This is a genomic window from Giesbergeria giesbergeri (assembly GCF_054779375.1).
Map to the genome: position 1 here is coordinate 652,795 of NZ_BAAGYJ010000001.1, position 18,541 is coordinate 671,335.

Here is an 18,541-nt window from a genome sequence, read left to right on the forward strand (position 1 = left end):
CCGCGCGTCCCCTGCTGTACCCCAACCACCGCCCCACCACTGGCTCATGCTGCCACCTCTGTGCGCTGGGCCACCCGCATCACGGCACTGCGGGCCCGTGGGTTTGCAGCCACTTCAGCCGCCCCCGGCTTGATGCGCTCCAGTGCCTGCAAGCGCATGGCTTGCGGTGGCGCAAAGGGCATACGGCGGTCGTAGACTTCTTTGGCATGCTGGGCAATAAACTGCTTGACGATGCGATCTTCCAGCGAGTGAAAGCTGATCACCACCAGCCGCCCACCGGGGCGCAGCACATCCAGGCTCGCCTGTAGCGCCTGTTGCAACTCATCGAGTTCAGCATTGATAAAAATGCGCAACGCCTGAAAGGTGCGTGTGGCCGGGTGCTGACCACCTTCGCGGGTTTTCACCACGGTGGCTACCAAATCGGCCAGTTCGGCGGTTGTACTCAAGGGGCCACGCTCTTGGCGCCGCGCCACAATGGCACGCCCAATAGGCCCAGCAAAACGCTCCTCGCCATAGTCACGCACCACTTGGGCAATCTGCGCTGCATCGGCCTGCGCCAACCAATCGGCCACGCCTTGACCGCGCGTGGTGTCCATGCGCATATCCAAGGGGCCATCAAAGCGGAAACTAAAGCCGCGCTCCGGGCTGTCAATTTGCGGCGAGCTGATGCCCAAATCCATCAACACCCCCGCCACACTGCCCGTTGGCAGATCGGCCAAGTGGCAAAACCCCTCATGGCGAATCGAAAAACGCGCATCGTGGATGCGCGCTGCTTCGGAAATGGCCTCTGGGTCTTTGTCGAACGCCAGCAAGCGCCCGACTGGCGGTAATCGAGACAAAATATGCCTAGAGTGCCCACCACGACCAAAAGTGGCATCCACCCAAAGGCTGTCTGGCCCCATGTCCGTGGCGTTTCCCAGCAGGGCATCCACGGCCTCATCCAATAACACGGTTGTGTGTTGCAGCATAGGCGTGGTCATGGTTGCTCCCAATAACAGGCCCAGAACCGTGACATTTTTTTAGGGGCGCGCAGCAACAGCCCCCCCTTCGCACTCCGACCCCGCGAACAACGCCCTTGGAACACAGACACCCCAGCTAGTTTTTTCGTTGACTTGCCCCGAAAAACCGGGGAAAAATGCGCTTTTTCCGACCATAGCGCAAACTCTTTGCACTGTAGCAGGAATTGGCATTCCCCCCCAAGGCGCTGTCCCAATTTAACCGGCTGGGGCGCCACTCTCCTGAGAAGCTAGAACGTCAAAGAATATAGCGTGACAAGTCTTCGTCTTTGCTCAAGGCTTGCAAACGTTCATCCACATAAGCCGCATCCACCAACACGCTCTGGCCGCTGCGCTGTGTTGCATCAAAACTGACTTCATCCAGCAGGCGCTCCATCACGGTGGAGAGGCGCCGAGCGCCGATGTTTTCGGTGCGCTCATTCACTTCAAAGGCAATGCGTGCCAAACGGGTAATGCCTTCGGGGGTAAATTCGAGTTGCACCCCCTCGGTAGCCAACAGCGCCTGGTATTGCTTGACCAGCGAGGCGTTGGTTTGGTTCAGGATGCCTTCAAAGTCTTGGACTGACAAAGAATCCAACTCGACCCGAATTGGAAAACGCCCCTGCAATTCTGGAATCAAATCGCTGGGCTTGCTCAGGTGAAACGCCCCCGAGGCCACAAACAAAATATGGTCGGTTTTGACCATACCGTATTTGGTCGAGACGGTGGTGCCCTCTACCAAGGGCAGCAAGTCGCGTTGCACGCCTTGGCGCGAGACATCGGCGCCGCTGGTTTCTTGGCGAGCGGCTACTTTGTCAATCTCGTCGATAAAGACGATGCCGTTTTGCTCGGCGTTGTGTAAGGCGCGGGTTTTGATTTCTTCTTCATTGACAAGTTTGCCGGCTTCTTCTTCAATCAACAGCTTACGCGCCTCGGCAATTTTGAGCTTGCGCGTGCGCCGCTTGTCTTGGCCCATTTGGCTGAACACGCTACGCAGTTGCTCGGCCATTTCTTCCATGCCCTGCGGCCCCATGATTTCAACTTGGGGGTGGGTATCGGCCAAATCAATGTCGATTTCTTTCTCGTCCAATTGGCCTTCGCGCAGTTTTTTACGAAACACTTGGCGTGCCGTGCTGTCGGAGGGCGGCTCGCCGGTGCGCGCCGAAGGAATCAACACATCCAAAATACGTTCTTCTGCCGCGTCTTCAGCCCGTTCGCGCATTTTTTGCACCTGGGCTTGGCGCTCTTGCTTGACAGCAATTTCGGCCAAATCGCGGATGATGGCATCTACATCTTTGCCCACATAGCCCACTTCGGTGAACTTGGTGGCCTCTACCTTGATAAAAGGCGCATCGGCCAGCCGGGCCAAACGCCGGGCAATTTCGGTTTTGCCCACACCAGTGGGGCCAATCATCAGGATGTTTTTGGGTGTGATTTCGTGGCGCAGTGGCTCGGCCACCTGCTGGCGGCGCCAACGGTTACGCAGGGCAATCGCCACGGCACGCTTGGCAGCGGGTTGGCCAATGATGTGCTGGTCTAGTGCGCTGACAATTTCTTGGGGGGTCATGTGAGACATGGCAAACCTTTGGGCGGCAATTTAGAGCGTCTCGATGGTGTGGTGCATATTGGTGTAAATGCACAACTCGCCCGCAATTTCGAGCGACTTTTTCACAATATCGACGGCAGGCAAATCGGTGTTGTTGAGCAGCGCCTTGGCGGCAGAATGGGCATAAGCGCCACCACTGCCAATGGCTACGATGCCTTGCTCAGGCTCCAATACATCGCCATTGCCGGTAATGATCAGGCTAGCACTGTGGTCGGCCACGGCCAGCATGGCCTCTAGGCGGCGCAACACCCGGTCGGTGCGCCAGTCTTTGGTGAGCTCAATGGCGGCACGGGTCAGGTGGCCTTGGTGCTTTTCTAGTTTGGCTTCAAAGCGTTCAAACAAGGTAAAGGCATCGGCCGTGGCCCCGGCAAAACCGGCCAGCACTTTGCCGTGGTAGAGCTTGCGCACCTTGCGCGCTGTGCCCTTGACCACGATATGGCCCAGAGTGACTTGACCATCACCACCAATAGCCACTTGGATGCCTTCGGGGGTTTGGCGGCGCACGCTCAAAATGGTAGTGCCGTGAAACACGGCCTGTTCGCTGTTGGATTGCATAAAACCCCAATTGGGAGCAATGGCCCGATTTACAAGCCAGCTTCAAACATCAATTCTTGCGTGGAATCACCCAAGCGTGCTCATTGATACCCACCACATTGAACAACACGGCCACCAGGCGATGCAGGTTCTTGAAATGGACTTCGCGTTTTTGCGCTTGCTGTTCTGCGGCCCAGTTCAACACCGCCCCCGCCGCAGAAAAATCGACCCGAATCAGCCGATCGCAGGGCACGACCAGCGGCTCACCGGGGCGCACCAACACTTCGAGCGCCTGCAAGGCTTCGGTAGCATCCCCCTCGATGTGCCCAGACAAACCTACCGGCGCCACGGCGTCTCCTGCGCCTGCGGGCGCACTGGGGGCCAGCAAATCATGGCTAGCACCGTCGCCTTCGGCAGCATCCACGTAGCTACAGCGCGGGTCTACCCAAGAAGGTGGCGAGACCTCATAGGTCACGCAGTAATCCAATGCCACCAGTTCAAACTCTTCAGGTTGCCCCATGAAACGCAATGCAGCCATGCGCAGGCGCCACCATTCTGGGTTGCTGCTACGGTCTCCCGACTGCGTGTGGGCTTGCAACAGTGCCTGCAAACGCTCAGCCCCCACAAAAACCAATTGCGCTTTCTGGTCACCCCAGCGGTTGAACTCTTGCGTCAATGCTGGCAGCGCCGCTTCGTCAATGCTGGCTACCCGACTCCAAATCATGGTCCAAGGCGGCGCAGCGCGGCCCAACGAGGCTTGCAATGCCGCCACCGATTGCACCGTCAGGCTGCTAGGCGCGTTCCAGCTAAAGTCGCGGCGTGCAGGCGCCGCAGCACTGGCCTGGGTGGCCGAGACCAATCCCAATTGTTCAGGCATAGAAAACCACAACGGTGCCGAACGACCAAACTGTGCAGCAAAATCAATCGCCAGATGGTCAAACGCCTCCTGCTGTCCGGTAGCCCGATACAAATCAAACAGGGTCATCCAAATTTCTTGCAACTGCGCACTGGCCTCGGCAGGATGCTGGGCCACCACATCAAGCAGGCAGGCACCCGCTCCCGCATAGTCGGCATTGGCAAACAAAATGGCGGCTTCTTCCAAATCGGGGTCGTGCACGAAAGGCTCCATAGGGACAGGTGGCACCACCGCAGGCAAGGGAAAGAAATCAGGCGGGGCATCCGGGGTCGAAGACAGCCATTGCGCAGAGGCACCACCAAAATCGGCAATGGGCATGCTGTCGTGGGCAAACAGGGGTTCTGCCCCCGCCTGAGGCTCCAAACCTACAGGCAGTGATACTGGCACCGTAGAGGCAAAAGATCCACTCAAACTGGCCGGACTGGTATCGCCCCCACGCAAAAGAGGTTGGGGAAACAGGCCGGGGGCCAAATGTTGTGGTGGGCGCGTCTCTGAGGCCTCAGACTGCACCGGAAGCCTGGTAGGTGCAGTGGCTGTGGGGCGGGCCACCACAGCAGTCTCTGTGGCAGACTTACCTTTCCACCACTGCATTGACATCTGGGCTTCGATCTCATCAATTTTCTTGATGGTACCGGCCCGGTCGTCGGGTGGCGTCAGGCTACTTTGGAAGAATGAAGGCCGCACCGCTGGGTCTTCTACCCGGTGCCCTGCCAACGCATCGCGCTGACGCAGCTTGCGCAAATAGTCAAACTCGCGCTTGCGGACAAAATCATTGCGCCGCTTGCGCTCGAGCATTTCTTTGAGCACCTGCTTGCTGTACTGGCTTTCGCGGTCAGTCTCGATGGTATCGAGGTCAGTCCAATTGACGGTCGGGTTGCGCACAAAGCGCACCACCTTGGACAACAGGCCACCAGGGGAAGATTCTTCTTTGCTCATGGCAGTACAGACCGTGGGGTGCTACAGCGGATCAGGCAGTGCCTGATGGCATCAATCGCCAAACATTTTCTGCTTGAGTTCACGACGTTGCTGCGCTTCTAGCGACAGCGTGGCTGTGGGGCGGGCCAGCAAACGCCCTACACCGATAGGTTCGCCGGTTTCATCGCAGTAACCGTAGTCGCCTGCATCAATACGGGCAATAGACTGCTCAATCTTCTTGAGCAGTTTGCGTTCGCGGTCACGGGTGCGCAACTCCAGTGCATGCTCTTCCTCGATAGTGGCCCGATCGGCAGGATCGGGCACCACCACGGTGTCTTCACGCAAATGCTCGGTAGTCTCTCCAGCATTGTTGTGCATGTCGCGTTTGAGGTTGACCAACTTGAGGCGGAAAAAAGCCATCTGCGTGTCGTTCATGTACTCGCTGTCAGGCATCGCCAGCACATCGGCATCGGTCAGCTCTTCCACGGACTTGGTTTTCCAGTTGTTGGCGAGTTTGGCATCTTTCTTGATAGAGCCGGCTGTGGGCGACACTTGCATAGTAGAGGGCATGGTGTTGGTGTAGCTGGCTTTGGCAGCAGTGGAAGCCACTGCCTGCGCCATGGATGGAACGGTCAATGAGGCCAAGCGCGAAGAAGGCCGCGTGCTACGCACAGGGTCTTGTGCTGCCCCAACAGGGGCAGCCACCGTACGCGTACTGGCCGCCTTGGGTGTGGTTTTCGCAGCAGACTTGGCTGGCGTTTTGGCAGAAGCGGTGGTGGCCGCAGGGGCCTTGGATTGACTGGTTTTGGCTGTCATCACTTCCTGTCTCCTCACAGTACGGCGGGCCTGTGGCTGCGCCGACGGCGCGCCAGGAGGCGATAGGGTGGTAATCAACCCGTGTGCTTACCGGGGCGCGATTGTATCGGCAGCCACTCCCTCCAGATGCAACATGGTGCCATAGTCGTAACCTGAAGCATACTGGATAGCGATAGCATTTACACCAAGCACTGTTCCAAACCTTGGAGCAGGATGTCTTGCGGCAGGTCAATGCCAATGAATACCATCTTGCTGATGCGCTGCTCACCCTGCGCCCACTGCGGCCCTAAGTCGCTGCCCATGAGCTGGTGTACGCCTTGGAAAATCACTTTGCGCTCTGTACCCACCATGTTGAGCACCCCTTTGTAACGCAACATGCGCGGCCCATAGATGTTGACAATGGCCCCCAAGAAGTCTTCTAACTTGGCCGGATCAAATGGACGCTCTGAGCGATACACAAAGCTTTTCACATCATCGTCGTGGTGATGGTGGTGGCCGTGGCTGTGCTGGTGCGAGGGGTGGTGGCAATGCTCACCGTGGTCGTGCGTGTGATCATGACCGCAATGGCTGTGGTCATGGTCATGGTCATGGTCATGGTGTGCATCTTCCTCTTGAAGGAAATCAGGATCAATATCCAGTTTGGTATTGAGATTAAAGCCCCGCAGATCCAGCACTTCCTTGAGGGGCACCTCACCAAAATGCACCGCCTTGATGGGCGCACGCGGGTTCATGTGCTTGAGGCGGTGCGTCAGGGCATCCACCTCTTCACCACTGACCAAATCGGTCTTGGACAAAAAGATCTGATCGGCAAAGCCCACCTGACGGCGTGCTTCTTGGCGGTCGTTGAGTTGCTGGGCGGCGTGTTTGGCATCTACCAACGTGATAATGGAGTCGATCAGGTAGGTTTCGGCAATTTCTTCATCCATGAAGAAGGTCTGGGCCACCGGGCCGGGGTCGGCCAGACCCGTGGTCTCAATCACCACCCGCTCAAAATCCAGCAACCCTTTGCGCTTCTTGGCGGCCAGCAGTTGCAGCGTTTCGCGCAGATCTTCGCGGATGGTGCAACAAATGCAGCCATTGCTCATTTGGATGATCTGCTCTTTGGCATCGGTTACCAAAATATCGTTGTCGATGTTTTCTTCGCCAAACTCGTTCTCAATCACGGCAATTTTTTGGCCGTGGGCTTCGCTAAGTACACGCTTGAGCAATGTGGTTTTGCCCGAGCCCAAAAAACCCGTGAGGATAGTGACAGGGATGAGAGACATGGAAGCAACACTTTCGGTGAGGAATACAGATGCCTGAAGGCAGCACCAACACCCACCCAAGGTGGGGTAGGTGGTGAGAAGAACCAACCAGGGTTTTTTAGAGTGTAGCGGGCACACTTGACCCGCTGGCAACCGATAGTTTCAGAACGCCTGAAAATCTGGACGCCGCTTTTCCATAAAGGCACTAAAGGCTTCGCGGGCCGCTGGCTCCGACAGCATGCGAACAAAGCTCTGTCCTTCTTGGGCCATACGCTCCAATACAGCAGAGGTTAGACCCAGCTTGAGCAAACGTTTGGTCTCTACCAATGCAGACAGGGGCTTGGCAGCCAACTTACGGGCCTGCGCTTGTGCCACGGCATTGCATTCGGTGGGCGGCACCACACGGTTGACCAGCCCCACTTCCAAGGCGGCCTCGGCAAAGAACGGCTCACCCAACAACAAAGCCTCGGCGGCACGGTGGTAGCCCAACATCTGCGGCACAAGCAAACTGGAGCCCGCCTCGGGGCACAAGCCCAGATTGACAAAAGGCATAGAAAACGCGGCATTGTCACCCGCATAGACCAGATCACAATGGAACAGCAGTGTGGTACCAATACCCACCGCAGGCCCGCACACAGCCGCCAATAAAGGCTTGGGGAAGGTGGCTACGGCACGCAGCAAGCGAAACACGGGTGCATCGAGTGTGCTGGGCGGATTGGCTAGAAAATCACCAATATCGTTGCCTGCACTGAACACGGCCACATCACCTTGCAAGACCACCACCCGAACAGCAGAATCGGTGGCTGCAGCCTCAAACAAGTCTGCCAAGGTGGCATACATCGTGGTGGTAATGGAGTTCTTCTTATCCACCCGATTGAAGGTGATAGTGCTGATACCCGCCTCAGTATGCACCAAGATGTCGGTATTCGGGGTACTCATGGGCGTCACTCTTTGAAATAAACAATTTGGTGCGTGGTGGCCAGCAAGTGGCCTGACTCGTTCCATAGCTCGGCGCTTTGGTCAAAAAACCCATTAAAGAACGATTGCGCTCTGGCCTGCCCCAACAGGTAATCGGTGCCTGTGGCAGCCAGTTCGGCCGCACTGGCATGGAAGTAGACCGTCATCGACACGGTACCTACCGGCGTCATGAAAGCCCGACGGCGCCAAACGCGCGGATAAAACACATCCGCCAACGCAGTCAGGCTACAAAAATCCAACGGGCGGGGGGGATCATCCCGCATCCACAATTGGGTCACGCTGTCGGCCTCGGTGCCATTCCACTCGGTAGGCACTTCACCAGCACAAGGGCGTGTGTCATAACGGCGCACCCAAGCCATGTGCTTGGGTTGAACGGCCCGCGCTACCGTGGCGGGGCGCGGCACATCGGGCATCACGGCATCCACCGCACTCCAAGTTTGGCGGCGCTTGGCAGTGACGGCGGTGGCCGTCAGCACTACCGAATCTACGCCTTCACTGTTGGTTTGCGACAGCGTGACTTGCCAATGCTGAGTAGAGCGGTTGGTGCGCACTGGCCGTGCTTGCGCACGAAAACCACCTGCTTGCACAGCGGCCGCAAAATTCGCGGTGAACGACACGGGCTCCCCCAACAATTCGGGGTGCTGCAATATGGCGTTCATGGCCTGGGCCGCGATTACGCCGCCAAATGGCCCCACCATATTCATGTAATCAGGGTGGGTCTGACCCTGCCAATGGCGTGCCGCTTCGCGGCCATGTTCGTGGGCGGTAATGGCCACCGGGGCCAAAGCCACCGCCTGATCAAAGGGATGTTCTGCGGATACAGTGGTTCTTTTCAAAACAGGCTCCTCAAAAAGCACAGGGGGCAAGTATCCGTCCAAAAAGCAAAAGCCACCAACCGGCAGGCTGGTGGCTTTTTGTCTAAATCACAACTGGCTCAGGCCAGCGGGTGATTAGAAGTTGTGGCGAATGCCCAGACCCAGGTGGTTCTTGGCACCAGTCTTGTACACAGCAGCGCCGTCTTGCTTGCCATCGTTGTAGTAAGCAGCGTAGGCGAAGGTGCGCTTGGACAGGGCGTACTTGCCTTCGATGACCACGTCGGTGTCCTTGGCCTTGGTGTCACGTGCGATGTCCAGAGTCACCGAGAAAGCACCCACGGGCACAGTGGCGCCGATGGTGAAACCACGTTGCTTTTGTGCTGTGGTGTTGGAAGGAGCTACGCCACCGGCATAGCCGTCTTGGAACGAAGCAGCAACCTTGGCCACGCCCAGGTCGTAAGAACCGCCGATAGCCAAGTTACCCTTGTGCTCTTGCACCTTGTTGTAAGACAGGGCAGCAGCGATGGGGCCGTTTGCGTAGATGACGTTCAGGTCATACTTGGCGTTGTCGCCCACAGCAGCGGGGGTGTCGGGCTTCAGAACCACGGCCAGGCTAGCAGTCACGCCACCGAAGTTGGGGGTGGTGTAAGCGATTTGGCTGTCGTTACGAGCACCAGCGGCCACGAAGCCGAATTGGTTAGCCACGGCAGAGTAGTTGGCAGCGCCAGTCAGTTCCCAAGCGGCCAGACCGTAGTAGCTAGGAGTCAAAGAACGGCCCAGACGCACGCCACCGAAACCACCCGACAGTTCCAGGAAGGCAGCACGGTTCCAAGCACCAGCAGCACCACCGGTCAGGGCGCCAGACTCAGGGTTGATACCTTGTTCCAGGTTGAAGGAAGCCTTCAGGCCGCCACCCAGGTCTTCCACGCCACGCAGACCGATACGGCTGTTGCCGTTGTTCATCAGGCCGCTGCCGCTCAACTGAGCCGAAATGCCATTGGACTTGACCAAGCTCAGATCCATCACGCCGTACAGGGTGACAGAAGATTGGGCCATGGCGGCGCCGGAAGCAGCCAGCACGGCCAGGGCAATCAGGGATTTTTTCATTGCGAGTACTCCAAGGTTAAACAGAGGGCGCCGGTACGGGGGGCTTGGTTGCAGAGCCTACGCAGTCCCGCCGGTTCCCCGGGCCAACCTCCTGGTGGGGAAGTTGCTCCTATTGCACCAGACGCGCGCCAGTTTCGCAAAGGAATTCCCCCACAATGGGCGTCAAACGCAAAATCCGTTGCACTGCCGCAACATAGCGGCGGCTGGCACCGAGGTGACCAAAGCACCTGGCTGTCTGCCGCCATCGCCTGGAGAACCTTGATGGATACCTTGCTGACTGCCGCCGATGCAGCCCTGCGCACCCTGTTTGCACCCCACCGTGCCCAAGAAGCCTCACCGGCACGCGATTGCCCCAAGCCTGAGATGGAGCCTAGCCAGCAGCGCCTTTCTGGTGCCTTGATGCGCGTCAACCATGTGGGCGAAATATGCGCTCAGGCACTCTACACGGCCCAAGCTACAGTGACGCGCGATGAACAACTGCGCGCCCACCTATTGCAAGCGGCACGCGAAGAAGGCGACCACCTGGCGTGGACCCGCGAGCGCCTGGAAGAACTGGGCGACCGGCCCAGCCTGCTCAATCCGCTGTGGTATGCGGGCGCCTTTGCCATTGGCGTGGTGGCCTCCAAAATCAGCGATGCGGTCAGCCTGGGCTTTGTGGTCGAGACCGAAAACCAAGTGTCAGCACATTTGCAAAGTCACTTGGAACGTTTGCCGCAGGAGGACGAGGCCTCTCGCGCCATCGTGGCCCGCATGAAAGACGACGAGGAGCGTCACGCTGCCAACGCGCTGGCGGCTGGAGCCTTGGAGCTTCCTGCTCCAGCCAAGGCGCTCATGCAAGTGGCGGCCAAAGTCATGACTACCACAGCCCACTACATCTAGCGCATGGAGGGGTCACAGGGTGGCATAGTGCGCCTCTCAAGCGGACAACAGGTCAAAGCTGGTGGTGATGTCTGCTGTTTTGCCCAGCATGATGCTGGCCGAACAATATTTGTCGTGGCTCATGGCAATGGCCCGCTCCACGGCACCGGGTGGGATGTCTTTGCCCGTGACGGTGAAATGCATGTGGATTTTGGTAAAGACCTTGGGATCGCTGTCGGCACGCTCACTGGTGAGCTTGACACTGCAGCCGCGCACATCGTGACGGCCCCGCTTCAGAATCAGCACCACATCGTAGGCGGTGCAGCCACCGGTGCCCGCCAACACGGTTTCCATAGGGCGCGGTGCAAGGTTCTGCCCCCCATTCTCGGGCCGTGCCGCATCGGGTGCACCATCCATCACCAGCGTATGACCGCTACCGGTTTCAGCCACAAAGCCCATTGCCGAGCGCGCGCCTGCAGCGCCAGTCCAACTCACTGTGCATTCCATGATTGCTTCCTTGATGGTTGTTTTTTCACCACAATATTGTCGTGGATTTTGTTGCTATGCAGCATAAACCGATCGGATGGCTTATAATTCAAAACACGCGATGCTTATAGCTGGTACTAACCCCAAGCATTGCACCAATTGTCTCCTCCATCTCCTCAAAGGATGGATTCAGCCCCAAACCTTTGGTTTGGGGCTTTTTTTTTGCTCTGTCGGTGCGTACCCCAAGCCCGGTCAGACGCCTATGATGTGTCGTCAATGTCTCTGTGACTGCTTGCCACTTTCAGGCAGGCCGTGTCTTTTTTGCACTCCACCATGACCGACCCACTTTCTCCCCTGGACTATCTGAAAAAAATCTTGACTGCCCGTGTTTATGACGTGGCGGTTGAAACCGATCTGCAAGTGGCCCGCACCCTGAGCCAACGCCTAGGCAATAAGGTGCTGCTCAAGCGCGAAGACCAACAGCCCGTGTTCAGCTTCAAGCTGCGCGGGGCCTACAACAAAATGGCCCACCTGACTCCAGGCCAATTGGAACGAGGGGTGATTTGCGCTTCGGCAGGCAACCATGCCCAAGGGGTCGCCATGAGCGCACGCAAACTGGGCGCACGGGCGGTGATTGTGATGCCCACCACCACGCCACAGCTCAAGATTGACGCTGTACAAGCCCTGGGCGGCGAGGTGGTATTGGCTGGCGAGAGCTATTCCGATGCCTATGCCCATTCGGTGAAACTGGAAAAGGAACAAGGTCTGACCTTTGTCCATCCTTTTGACGACCCCGATGTGATTGCCGGACAGGGCACCATCGCTATGGAGATTTTGCGCCAATTGCAAAAGCTGGGCAGCAACCGCCTCGACGCGGTGTTTGTCGCCATTGGCGGCGGCGGCCTGATTGCAGGTGTAGCCAACTACATCAAGGCTTTGCGCCCTGAGATCAAGGTGATCGGCGTGCAAATGAACGACTCCAACGCCATGGTGCAATCGGTAGCCACGGGCAGCCGGGTCACATTGCCCGACGTGGGTTTGTTCTCTGATGGCACCGCCGTGAAGCTGGTGGGCGAAGAGACCTTCCGCATCACACAAGGCTTGGTGGATGAGTTCATCACGGTCGATACGGATGCTGTGTGCGCAGCTATCAAGGATATTTTTGTCGACACACGCAGCATTGTGGAGCCTGCGGGTGCCTTGGCTGTAGCGGCTGTCAAGCAGTATGTCGCTACCCACCACACCGAGGGCGAGACTTACGCCGCTATTTTGTGTGGTGCCAACATGAATTTTGACCGCCTGCGCTTTGTGGCCGAGCGGGCCGAGGTAGGCGAAGAGCGAGAAGCCCTGCTGGCCGTGAGTATTCCGGAAGAACGTGGCAGCTTCAGACGCTTTTGCGAAATTATTGGCAGCTTGCCCGGTGGGCAGCGCAATGTGACTGAATTCAACTACCGTATCAGCGATGCTGCCCGTGCCCATGTGTTTGTGGGCGTGACCACGCATGGCAAAGGCGAGTCGGCCCAACTGGCGCAGGCGTTTAGTCAACACGGGTTTGGGGCGCTGGATCTGACACATGATGATCTGGCCAAGGAGCACCTGCGCCATTTAGTGGGCGGCCATTCTGCCTTGGCACAAGATGAGCGGCTGCTGCGCTTTGTGTTTCCAGAGCGGCCCGGTGCCTTGCTCAAATTTTTGAGCCTGATGCAGCCGAGCTGGAATATTTCTCTGTTCCATTACCGCAATCAGGGGGCAGACTATGGCCGTATCTTGGTAGGCATCCAAGTGCCCCCAGGGGATAGCGAGGCTTTTGCAGCCTTCCTGTCCACCTTAGGCTACCCTTATGTGGAAGAGACAGACAATCCAGCTTACCGCTTGTTTCTGCAAGCCCCGGCTGCCGATTGAAGAAGAAGGCCACCACTCCCCACCGGCGCTTGGACTGCATGCGCTGGTAGCTACCACAGCACATGCCGTCCAAAATCCGACCCGCCGGTTCGCTCAAGACCCGCATCACTTTGTTCACGCTGGTGATTTTTATGACCAGTCTGTGGTCGCTGACGTTCTACGCTAGCCACATGCTGCGCGAAGATATGCAACGTCAATTGAGTGACCAGCAATTTTCGGTGGTGTCTTTTATTGCAAGGGCCATTGATGCCCACCTGAATGAGCGCATCAAGGCATTAGAGACGATTGCCAACAGCATAGACCCCCAGGCAATGGAGCAGCCCGCCGCATTGCAGCACCTGCTCAATAGTCGTCCCCTGTTGCAAACCTTGTTCAGTGGTGGCGTGCTCATTACCGACAGCCGTGGCACCGCAATTGCAGAAGTGCCGCCCTCTTTGGGGCGCATTGGCGTCAATTTTATGGATCGCAAAGCGGTGGCCGTCGCCTTGCAGGAGGGGCATACCCAAATTGGCACCCCCGTCCTGGACAAACGGCTGGCCGTGCCAGTGATTGGTATTGCGGCGCCCATTCGGGATGCCACAGGACGCAATCTTGGCACTCTGGCGGGGGTGATTGCGCTGCGCAAGACCGGGTTCCTTGATGAGCTGACCCAGAGCGCCTATGGCAAGACCGGAAGTTATTTTCTGGTCGATCGGCAAGAACGGCTGATCATTGCATCCACCAAAACCGAGCGCATCTTGCAACCGCTGCGACCACAAGGTCAAATTCCGGCCATTGACCGTTTTGTCAATGGTTTTGAAGGCTCTCAGGTTTATATCAACCCCGCAGGGGTGGAGGTGCTCAATTCCGTCAAGCGCCTGACCGCGGTGGACTGGGGCATTTCTGCCTCTATCTCTGCGGCAGAGGCCTTTGCGCCTATTCTTGCCATGCAACACCGTATGGTCATGGCGGCACTGTTGTTGACTGTGCTGGCCGGTGCTCTGACTTGGTGGTTGCTGCGGCGGGAGTTGTCTCGATTGTCTGACACGGCCCAAACGTTGGCCCACATGTCATCACTGGCCCAAACGCCCCAACCCTTGCCGGTGGAGCGCCATGATGAAATTGGTTTGTTGATTCAAAGTTTTAACCACCTACTGAGCGGGATAGCGCAGCAAAAGTCCGATCTGGAAAAGCAGTTGCGGCTGTTCTCAGCATTCATTGATGCACTGCCCAACCCGATTTTCATCAAAGACACCCACACCGTCTTCACGGCCTGCAACCGTGCCTACGAAGAAGCATTTGGTATTGCACGCGCAGACTTTATTGGCAAAACGGTGCTAGATCTGGACTTTCTACCACCAGCAACCCGTGAAGCCTTTCAAGCGGCCGACCGAGCATTGATGGCCCAAGGCGGGCAAACCACCGAAGAAATTGACCTGGCCTTCTGCGATGGGGTCATGCGTACGGTGTTGTACCAACGATGCACCTTCGATCTGGTGCCAGGGCAAGATGGCGGGATGCTGGGGCTCATCGTCGACATTTCACAGCGCAAGCAGATAGAAGAAGCACTGAAGGTGCGCGAAGCGCAATACCGGCTGCTAGCCGAGAACGCCCACGATGTGATCTGGACGTTGGATGCGCAAGGGCACTTCACCTATGTCAGCCCTTCGGTGGCCAAATTGCGGGGCTATACCAGTGCCGAAGTGATGCAGCAATCCTTGCAGGAGGCATTGATGCCCGAGGGGGTGCCCGTGGTACTGGACGCCCTGCACAAAAGCCAAGCAGCCGCCAAGGCGGGGTTGCCCATTCCAGAGTTGCGTGCAGAGTTGGAACAACCCTGTAAAGATGGCAGCACGGTTTGGACTGAGGTGACGACCAACGGAGTACAAAACGCCGATGGCGAGTTTTTGGGGCTGCTGGGCATCACCCGCGACATTTCAGAGCGCAAAGAACGCGATGACTACCGGCATTTTCATGGCCGCATTTTGGAAATGTTGGCAGGTGGCACGAAGCTAGATCCCATTTTGCAAGCGATTGTCTTGGGCATTGAGGCCTTGCATCCAGACAAGGTGTGCAGCATCTTGCTGCTCGATGACACGGGCAAACGTGTGGCCCGTTGCATTGCCCCTAGCTTGCCCGACTTTTACAACACGGCCCTGCATGGACTGGCTGTGGGGATGGGTATGGGCTCGTGCGGCACGGCAGCATTTACTGGGGAACGGGTGGTGGTAGAAGATATTGCCACCCATCCCTACTGGGCACCCTTCAAGGTGTTGGCCGCTCAGGCGGGGCTGGGTGCCTGTTGGTCACAGCCCATTCGCTCTGGCTCGCACCAAATTTTGGGTGCCTTCGGCATTTACCACCGCCACAAATACCACCCCAGTGATGCCGACATTACCCTGATCGAACAAGCCGCACGGCTGGCCAGCATCTCGATCGAAAAAACGATGGCTGAAGAGCAAATTCGCAATCTGGCCTATCGGGACAGCCTGACGCGACTGCCCAACCGACGCCTGTTGGACGATAGGCTGGCACTGGCCTTGACCAGTAGCCGCCGCACCGGATTGCACGGCGCCCTGATGCTGTTGGATTTGGACAATTTCAAGCCCCTGAACGACACCCACGGCCATGCCACCGGCGATCTGCTATTGATCGAAGTGGCCCGACGACTCAATGCCAGCATCCGCGAAGTAGATACGGTAGCGCGTCTGGGCGGGGATGAGTTTGTGGTGGTGATTGGTGATTTGGACGCTGATGCCCCAGTGGCATTGGCCCAAGCCTTGGCCGTGGCAGAAAAAATACGCACTGCGCTAGCCTTGCCTTATCTACTGACAGTGGCTCCCGAGCAAGGCACCCCTGCAACCACAATTGAACACCATTGTTCATGCAGCATGGGTTTGACCCTGTTTACCGGACAAGATGCCCAACGCCAGACAGAAATCCTCAAGCAAGCCGATGACGCGATGTACCGCGCCAAGCAATCGGGCCGCAACACCATCCATCTTTAAAGTTGCTCCCTCTTATGCAAGCCATTCGCCACTATTTGCTGGCCGTGCAGTTTTTTACGCGTATTCCTGTCACTGGGCGGCTGGCCGATTGGGTAGGGTTTAGCCCAACCATGCTGCGCGCCAGCAGTGCGCATTTTCCTGGTGTGGGCTGGCTGGTAGCTACTGTGGCCGCCCTCACCTATGCAGCACTGCACCTTGGGCTAGGTGCCCATCCTTTTGGCGCTGCCGTAGCAGCGGTGGGCTGCACGATTGCCACCGTGTTGCTCACAGGTGGCTTTCACGAAGATGGCTTGGCCGATGTGGCCGATGGCTTGGGCGGCAGCTACGACCGTGAACGCGCGCTGGACATCATGAAGGACTCGCGCATTGGCGCCTTTGGCGCGATGGCTTTGGTGCTGGGTTTGCTGGCCAAGTGCTGCTTGTTGGCACTGTTGGGGACGCACAGTTTGGGGGCTGCCGTGGCAGCATTGGTGGGTGGGCATGTGCTGTCACGCTGGTGGCCGCTGTGGCTGGTACGCTGCTTGCCCCATGTGGGAGATACAGCCCAATCAAAAAGCAAGCCGTTGGCCGACCAAATCAGCAATGCCGCCTTGGCAGCGGCAGGCCTTTGGTGCTTGGCTCCGCTGGGCTTGGTGTGGCAAATGCAGTCTGTGCTCTTTGTGGCGATGGCGGTGCTGTGCAGTGCCCTGGCCGCTGGACACATGGCCCGCCGCCTGGCCCAGCGCCTACAAGGTTTTACGGGTGACGGCCTAGGGGCCGTGCAGCAGCTGGGCGAGGCAGGGTTCTATCTGGGGGCCGCCTTGGCCTTGGGGCCACTGGCCCAAGGAAGCCGGTGGTGACAAGCCACCAACGCTTATGGATTGCCCGCCATGCGCAACCCTTGGTGGCCCCCGGCCATTGCTACGGTGTGCTGGATATGCCTGCCGATACGCAGGCCACCGCACAAGCCGCACAACGGCTGGCCCACGCCCTGCCCATACGCCTCAGGGTATGGCACTCACCACTGCAACGCTGTGCCCAACTGGCAGATGCCCTGCAAATGTGGCGGCCCGACCTGCACAGCCAGCCTGATGCACGCCTGCAAGAGATGGATTTTGGTGCCTGGGAAGGCCGCGCTTGGGAACACATTGCCCGTGCAGATATCGACCTGTGGGTGGCCTCTTTTGCCACCCACCGCCCCGGCGGGGGTGAGCACCTGCAAGGTATGCTGATGCGGGTAGCTGCCGCCTTGCAACAGGCCCACCGCACCGCACGGCAAGAGCAAAGCGACATCCTCTGGCTCACGCACGCGGGGGTGGCTCGCTGTGTGCAGTGGCTACTGCAAGCGCCAGCCCACACCCTTCCAAACGCAGACCAGTGGCCAATAGCTGCCCCAGCACTGGGCGACTGGACTCACTGGCCACTGGACTGAGCGCACTCAGCGGCGCAGTGGCATATCCAGCGTCAAGGTAGTCGGCCCGGTGGCGGTGGCTCCCAAGCGTGCTTGGCGCGGCTCTAATGCCTGCAACACCAAGCCATCGGCCACCTGCACACCCACACGAAAGGGCTTGGCCGACTGCCCATCCACCGCAATCAGTGCAGCCCCTGAACCACTGCTATGCCCGGCCAACACGCCCACCAGCGCCAGCCGCCCTGTGGTGGGGGCGGGGGTCTGTGGCGTCTGTGGAACAGCTGCCGAGACTGCACCTCCACCAAGTAAGCGGGAGATAGCGGCTGTATCGGGCGCGGAAGGTGGGGTGGCTGTCACCGCAGGCACGCCCCCCCCCAACGGTGCCGACAGGCGCAGCCCCCAATAGGCCACACTGGCCGCTGCCAAGGCCCAAAGTGCCAAAGTGGTCAGGCGCACGCCCCAACCGGTGTCTGTAGTTGTCACCATCGCAGGATTATCATTCAGCCGCTTCAGCGACCGTCTTTCTTCTGGATAACGATGCACCTCCTTGACTTTGCCCGTACTGCACGCAGCCACCGCCATCGTGGCTTCACCCTGATTGAACTGATGGTCGTGCTAGTGATCATCGGTGTGCTGGCAGCACTGATCGTGCCCAATGTGCTAGACCGTGCAGACGATGCGCGCACCACCGCCGCCCGCACCGATGTCACCAACGTCGTACAGGCGCTGAAGCTCTATAAGCTCGATAACCTGCGCTACCCCACCGCCGAACAGGGCTTGCAAGCCTTGGTCACCAAACCCACGGCGGGGCCACAGCCCCCCAACTGGAAGCCCTATCTGGAAAAGCTCCCCAACGACCCCTGGGGCCGCCCGTACCAATACCTCAACCCCGGAATCAAAGGTGAGATCGATGTGATGTCTTTTGGTGCAGATGGTCAATCGGGTGGTGAAGGCAAGGATGCAGATATCGGCAGCTGGCAATAATCCGCCCG

17 protein-coding genes are annotated in these 18,541 nt (G+C 58.3%); 6 read left to right on the forward strand and 11 right to left on the reverse strand.

What is annotated here, in order from left to right; genetic code table 11:
• Positions 1–44: 44 nt before the first annotated feature.
• From rsmH to ACYVB2_RS03035, 9 genes are all read right to left on the reverse strand, one after another.
• Complete coding sequence (gene rsmH / locus ACYVB2_RS02995) at positions 45–980, reverse strand: 16S rRNA (cytosine(1402)-N(4))-methyltransferase RsmH (protein ID WP_382429173.1); 936 nt, start codon at positions 978–980, stop codon at positions 45–47.
• 274 nt (positions 981–1,254) lie between these two features.
• Positions 1,255–2,571, reverse strand: a complete 1,317-nt coding sequence (gene hslU, locus ACYVB2_RS03000) for an ATP-dependent protease ATPase subunit HslU (RefSeq protein WP_382429171.1) — start codon at positions 2,569–2,571, stop codon at positions 1,255–1,257.
• Positions 2,572–2,592: 21 nt separating this feature from the next.
• Entirely contained in the window at positions 2,593–3,156 is a 564-nt protein-coding gene (hslV, locus tag ACYVB2_RS03005; RefSeq protein WP_382429169.1) for an ATP-dependent protease subunit HslV, read from the reverse strand.
• A gap of 49 nt (positions 3,157–3,205) precedes the next feature.
• A complete protein-coding gene (locus tag ACYVB2_RS03010; RefSeq protein ID WP_382429167.1) occupies positions 3,206–4,987 on the reverse strand; it encodes an STAS domain-containing protein in 1,782 nt (593 codons plus the stop codon).
• A gap of 51 nt (positions 4,988–5,038) precedes the next feature.
• Positions 5,039–5,782 carry an RNA polymerase-binding protein DksA gene (dksA, locus tag ACYVB2_RS03015; protein ID WP_382429165.1) on the reverse strand — a complete coding sequence of 248 codons (744 nt, stop codon included), beginning with the start codon at positions 5,780–5,782 and terminating at the stop codon, positions 5,039–5,041.
• Between the two features lie 179 nt (positions 5,783–5,961).
• Complete coding sequence (locus ACYVB2_RS03020; RefSeq protein WP_382429163.1) at positions 5,962–7,047, reverse strand: CobW family GTP-binding protein; 1,086 nt, start codon at positions 7,045–7,047, stop codon at positions 5,962–5,964.
• Between the two features lie 141 nt (positions 7,048–7,188).
• Positions 7,189–7,965, reverse strand: a complete 777-nt coding sequence (locus tag ACYVB2_RS03025) for an enoyl-CoA hydratase (RefSeq protein WP_382429161.1) — start codon at positions 7,963–7,965, stop codon at positions 7,189–7,191.
• A 5-nt stretch (positions 7,966–7,970) separates the two neighbouring features.
• Entirely contained in the window at positions 7,971–8,840 is an 870-nt protein-coding gene (locus ACYVB2_RS03030) for an acyl-CoA thioesterase (RefSeq protein ID WP_382429159.1), read from the reverse strand.
• A gap of 114 nt (positions 8,841–8,954) precedes the next feature.
• Positions 8,955–9,926, reverse strand: a complete 972-nt coding sequence (locus tag ACYVB2_RS03035) for a porin (protein ID WP_382429157.1) — start codon at positions 9,924–9,926, stop codon at positions 8,955–8,957.
• A gap of 261 nt (positions 9,927–10,187) precedes the next feature.
• Here ACYVB2_RS03035 and coq7 point away from each other — a divergent pair, with 261 nt between their 5' ends.
• A complete protein-coding gene (gene coq7 / locus ACYVB2_RS03040; RefSeq protein WP_382429155.1) occupies positions 10,188–10,805 on the forward strand; it encodes a 2-polyprenyl-3-methyl-6-methoxy-1,4-benzoquinone monooxygenase in 618 nt (205 codons plus the stop codon).
• Between the two features lie 36 nt (positions 10,806–10,841).
• On the opposite strand, the gene ACYVB2_RS03045 is transcribed toward coq7, so the two are convergent.
• A complete protein-coding gene (locus tag ACYVB2_RS03045) occupies positions 10,842–11,291 on the reverse strand; it encodes an OsmC family protein (protein ID WP_382429153.1) in 450 nt (149 codons plus the stop codon).
• Between the two features lie 312 nt (positions 11,292–11,603).
• Here ACYVB2_RS03045 and ilvA point away from each other — a divergent pair, with 312 nt between their 5' ends.
• The 4 genes from ilvA (at position 11,604) to ACYVB2_RS03065 (ending at position 17,570) form a co-directional block, all read left to right on the forward strand.
• Entirely contained in the window at positions 11,604–13,172 is a 1,569-nt protein-coding gene (gene ilvA / locus ACYVB2_RS03050) for a threonine ammonia-lyase, biosynthetic (RefSeq protein WP_382429151.1), read from the forward strand.
• Between the two features lie 62 nt (positions 13,173–13,234).
• Entirely contained in the window at positions 13,235–16,159 is a 2,925-nt protein-coding gene (locus ACYVB2_RS03055) for a sensor domain-containing diguanylate cyclase (RefSeq protein ID WP_382429149.1), read from the forward strand.
• A 14-nt stretch (positions 16,160–16,173) separates the two neighbouring features.
• Positions 16,174–16,998, forward strand: a complete 825-nt coding sequence (locus ACYVB2_RS03060) for an adenosylcobinamide-GDP ribazoletransferase (protein ID WP_382429147.1) — start codon at positions 16,174–16,176, stop codon at positions 16,996–16,998.
• Entirely contained in the window at positions 16,995–17,570 is a 576-nt protein-coding gene (locus ACYVB2_RS03065) for a histidine phosphatase family protein (RefSeq protein WP_382429145.1), read from the forward strand. The genes ACYVB2_RS03060 and ACYVB2_RS03065 overlap by 4 nt, the downstream gene beginning before the upstream one ends.
• 6 nt (positions 17,571–17,576) lie before the next feature.
• Here the strand turns inward: ACYVB2_RS03065 and ACYVB2_RS03070 are convergent, their stop codons facing one another.
• Positions 17,577–18,035 (reverse strand): type II secretion system protein N, encoded by a 459-nt coding sequence (locus ACYVB2_RS03070; protein WP_382429143.1) that lies wholly within the window; start codon positions 18,033–18,035, stop codon positions 17,577–17,579.
• Positions 18,036–18,086: 51 nt separating this feature from the next.
• Here ACYVB2_RS03070 and gspG point away from each other — a divergent pair, with 51 nt between their 5' ends.
• A complete protein-coding gene (gspG, locus tag ACYVB2_RS03075) occupies positions 18,087–18,533 on the forward strand; it encodes a type II secretion system major pseudopilin GspG (protein WP_382429141.1) in 447 nt (148 codons plus the stop codon).
• Positions 18,534–18,541 lie beyond the last annotated feature (8 nt).

Bases quoted from the DNA above. Each gene is read 5' to 3' on its own strand.
- rsmH (WP_382429173.1), bottom strand. From the start codon at position 980: ATGACCACGCCTATGCTGCAACACACAACCGTGTTATTGGATGAGGCC.
- hslU (WP_382429171.1), bottom strand. From the start codon at position 2,571: ATGTCTCACATGACCCCCCAAGAAATTGTCAGCGCACTAGACCAGCAC.
- hslV (WP_382429169.1), bottom strand. From the start codon at position 3,156: ATGCAATCCAACAGCGAACAGGCCGTGTTTCACGGCACTACCATTTTG.
- ACYVB2_RS03010 (WP_382429167.1), bottom strand. From the start codon at position 4,987: ATGAGCAAAGAAGAATCTTCCCCTGGTGGCCTGTTGTCCAAGGTGGTG.
- dksA (WP_382429165.1), bottom strand. From the start codon at position 5,782: ATGACAGCCAAAACCAGTCAATCCAAGGCCCCTGCGGCCACCACCGCT.
- ACYVB2_RS03020 (WP_382429163.1), bottom strand. From the start codon at position 7,047: ATGTCTCTCATCCCTGTCACTATCCTCACGGGTTTTTTGGGCTCGGGC.
- ACYVB2_RS03025 (WP_382429161.1), bottom strand. From the start codon at position 7,965: ATGAGTACCCCGAATACCGACATCTTGGTGCATACTGAGGCGGGTATC.
- ACYVB2_RS03035 (WP_382429157.1), bottom strand. From the start codon at position 9,926: ATGAAAAAATCCCTGATTGCCCTGGCCGTGCTGGCTGCTTCCGGCGCC.
- coq7 (WP_382429155.1), top strand. From the start codon at position 10,188: ATGGATACCTTGCTGACTGCCGCCGATGCAGCCCTGCGCACCCTGTTT.
- ACYVB2_RS03045 (WP_382429153.1), bottom strand. From the start codon at position 11,291: ATGGAATGCACAGTGAGTTGGACTGGCGCTGCAGGCGCGCGCTCGGCA.
- ilvA (WP_382429151.1), top strand. From the start codon at position 11,604: ATGACCGACCCACTTTCTCCCCTGGACTATCTGAAAAAAATCTTGACT.
- ACYVB2_RS03055 (WP_382429149.1), top strand. From the start codon at position 13,235: ATGCCGTCCAAAATCCGACCCGCCGGTTCGCTCAAGACCCGCATCACT.
- ACYVB2_RS03060 (WP_382429147.1), top strand. From the start codon at position 16,174: ATGCAAGCCATTCGCCACTATTTGCTGGCCGTGCAGTTTTTTACGCGT.
- ACYVB2_RS03070 (WP_382429143.1), bottom strand. From the start codon at position 18,035: ATGGTGACAACTACAGACACCGGTTGGGGCGTGCGCCTGACCACTTTG.
- gspG (WP_382429141.1), top strand. From the start codon at position 18,087: ATGCACCTCCTTGACTTTGCCCGTACTGCACGCAGCCACCGCCATCGT.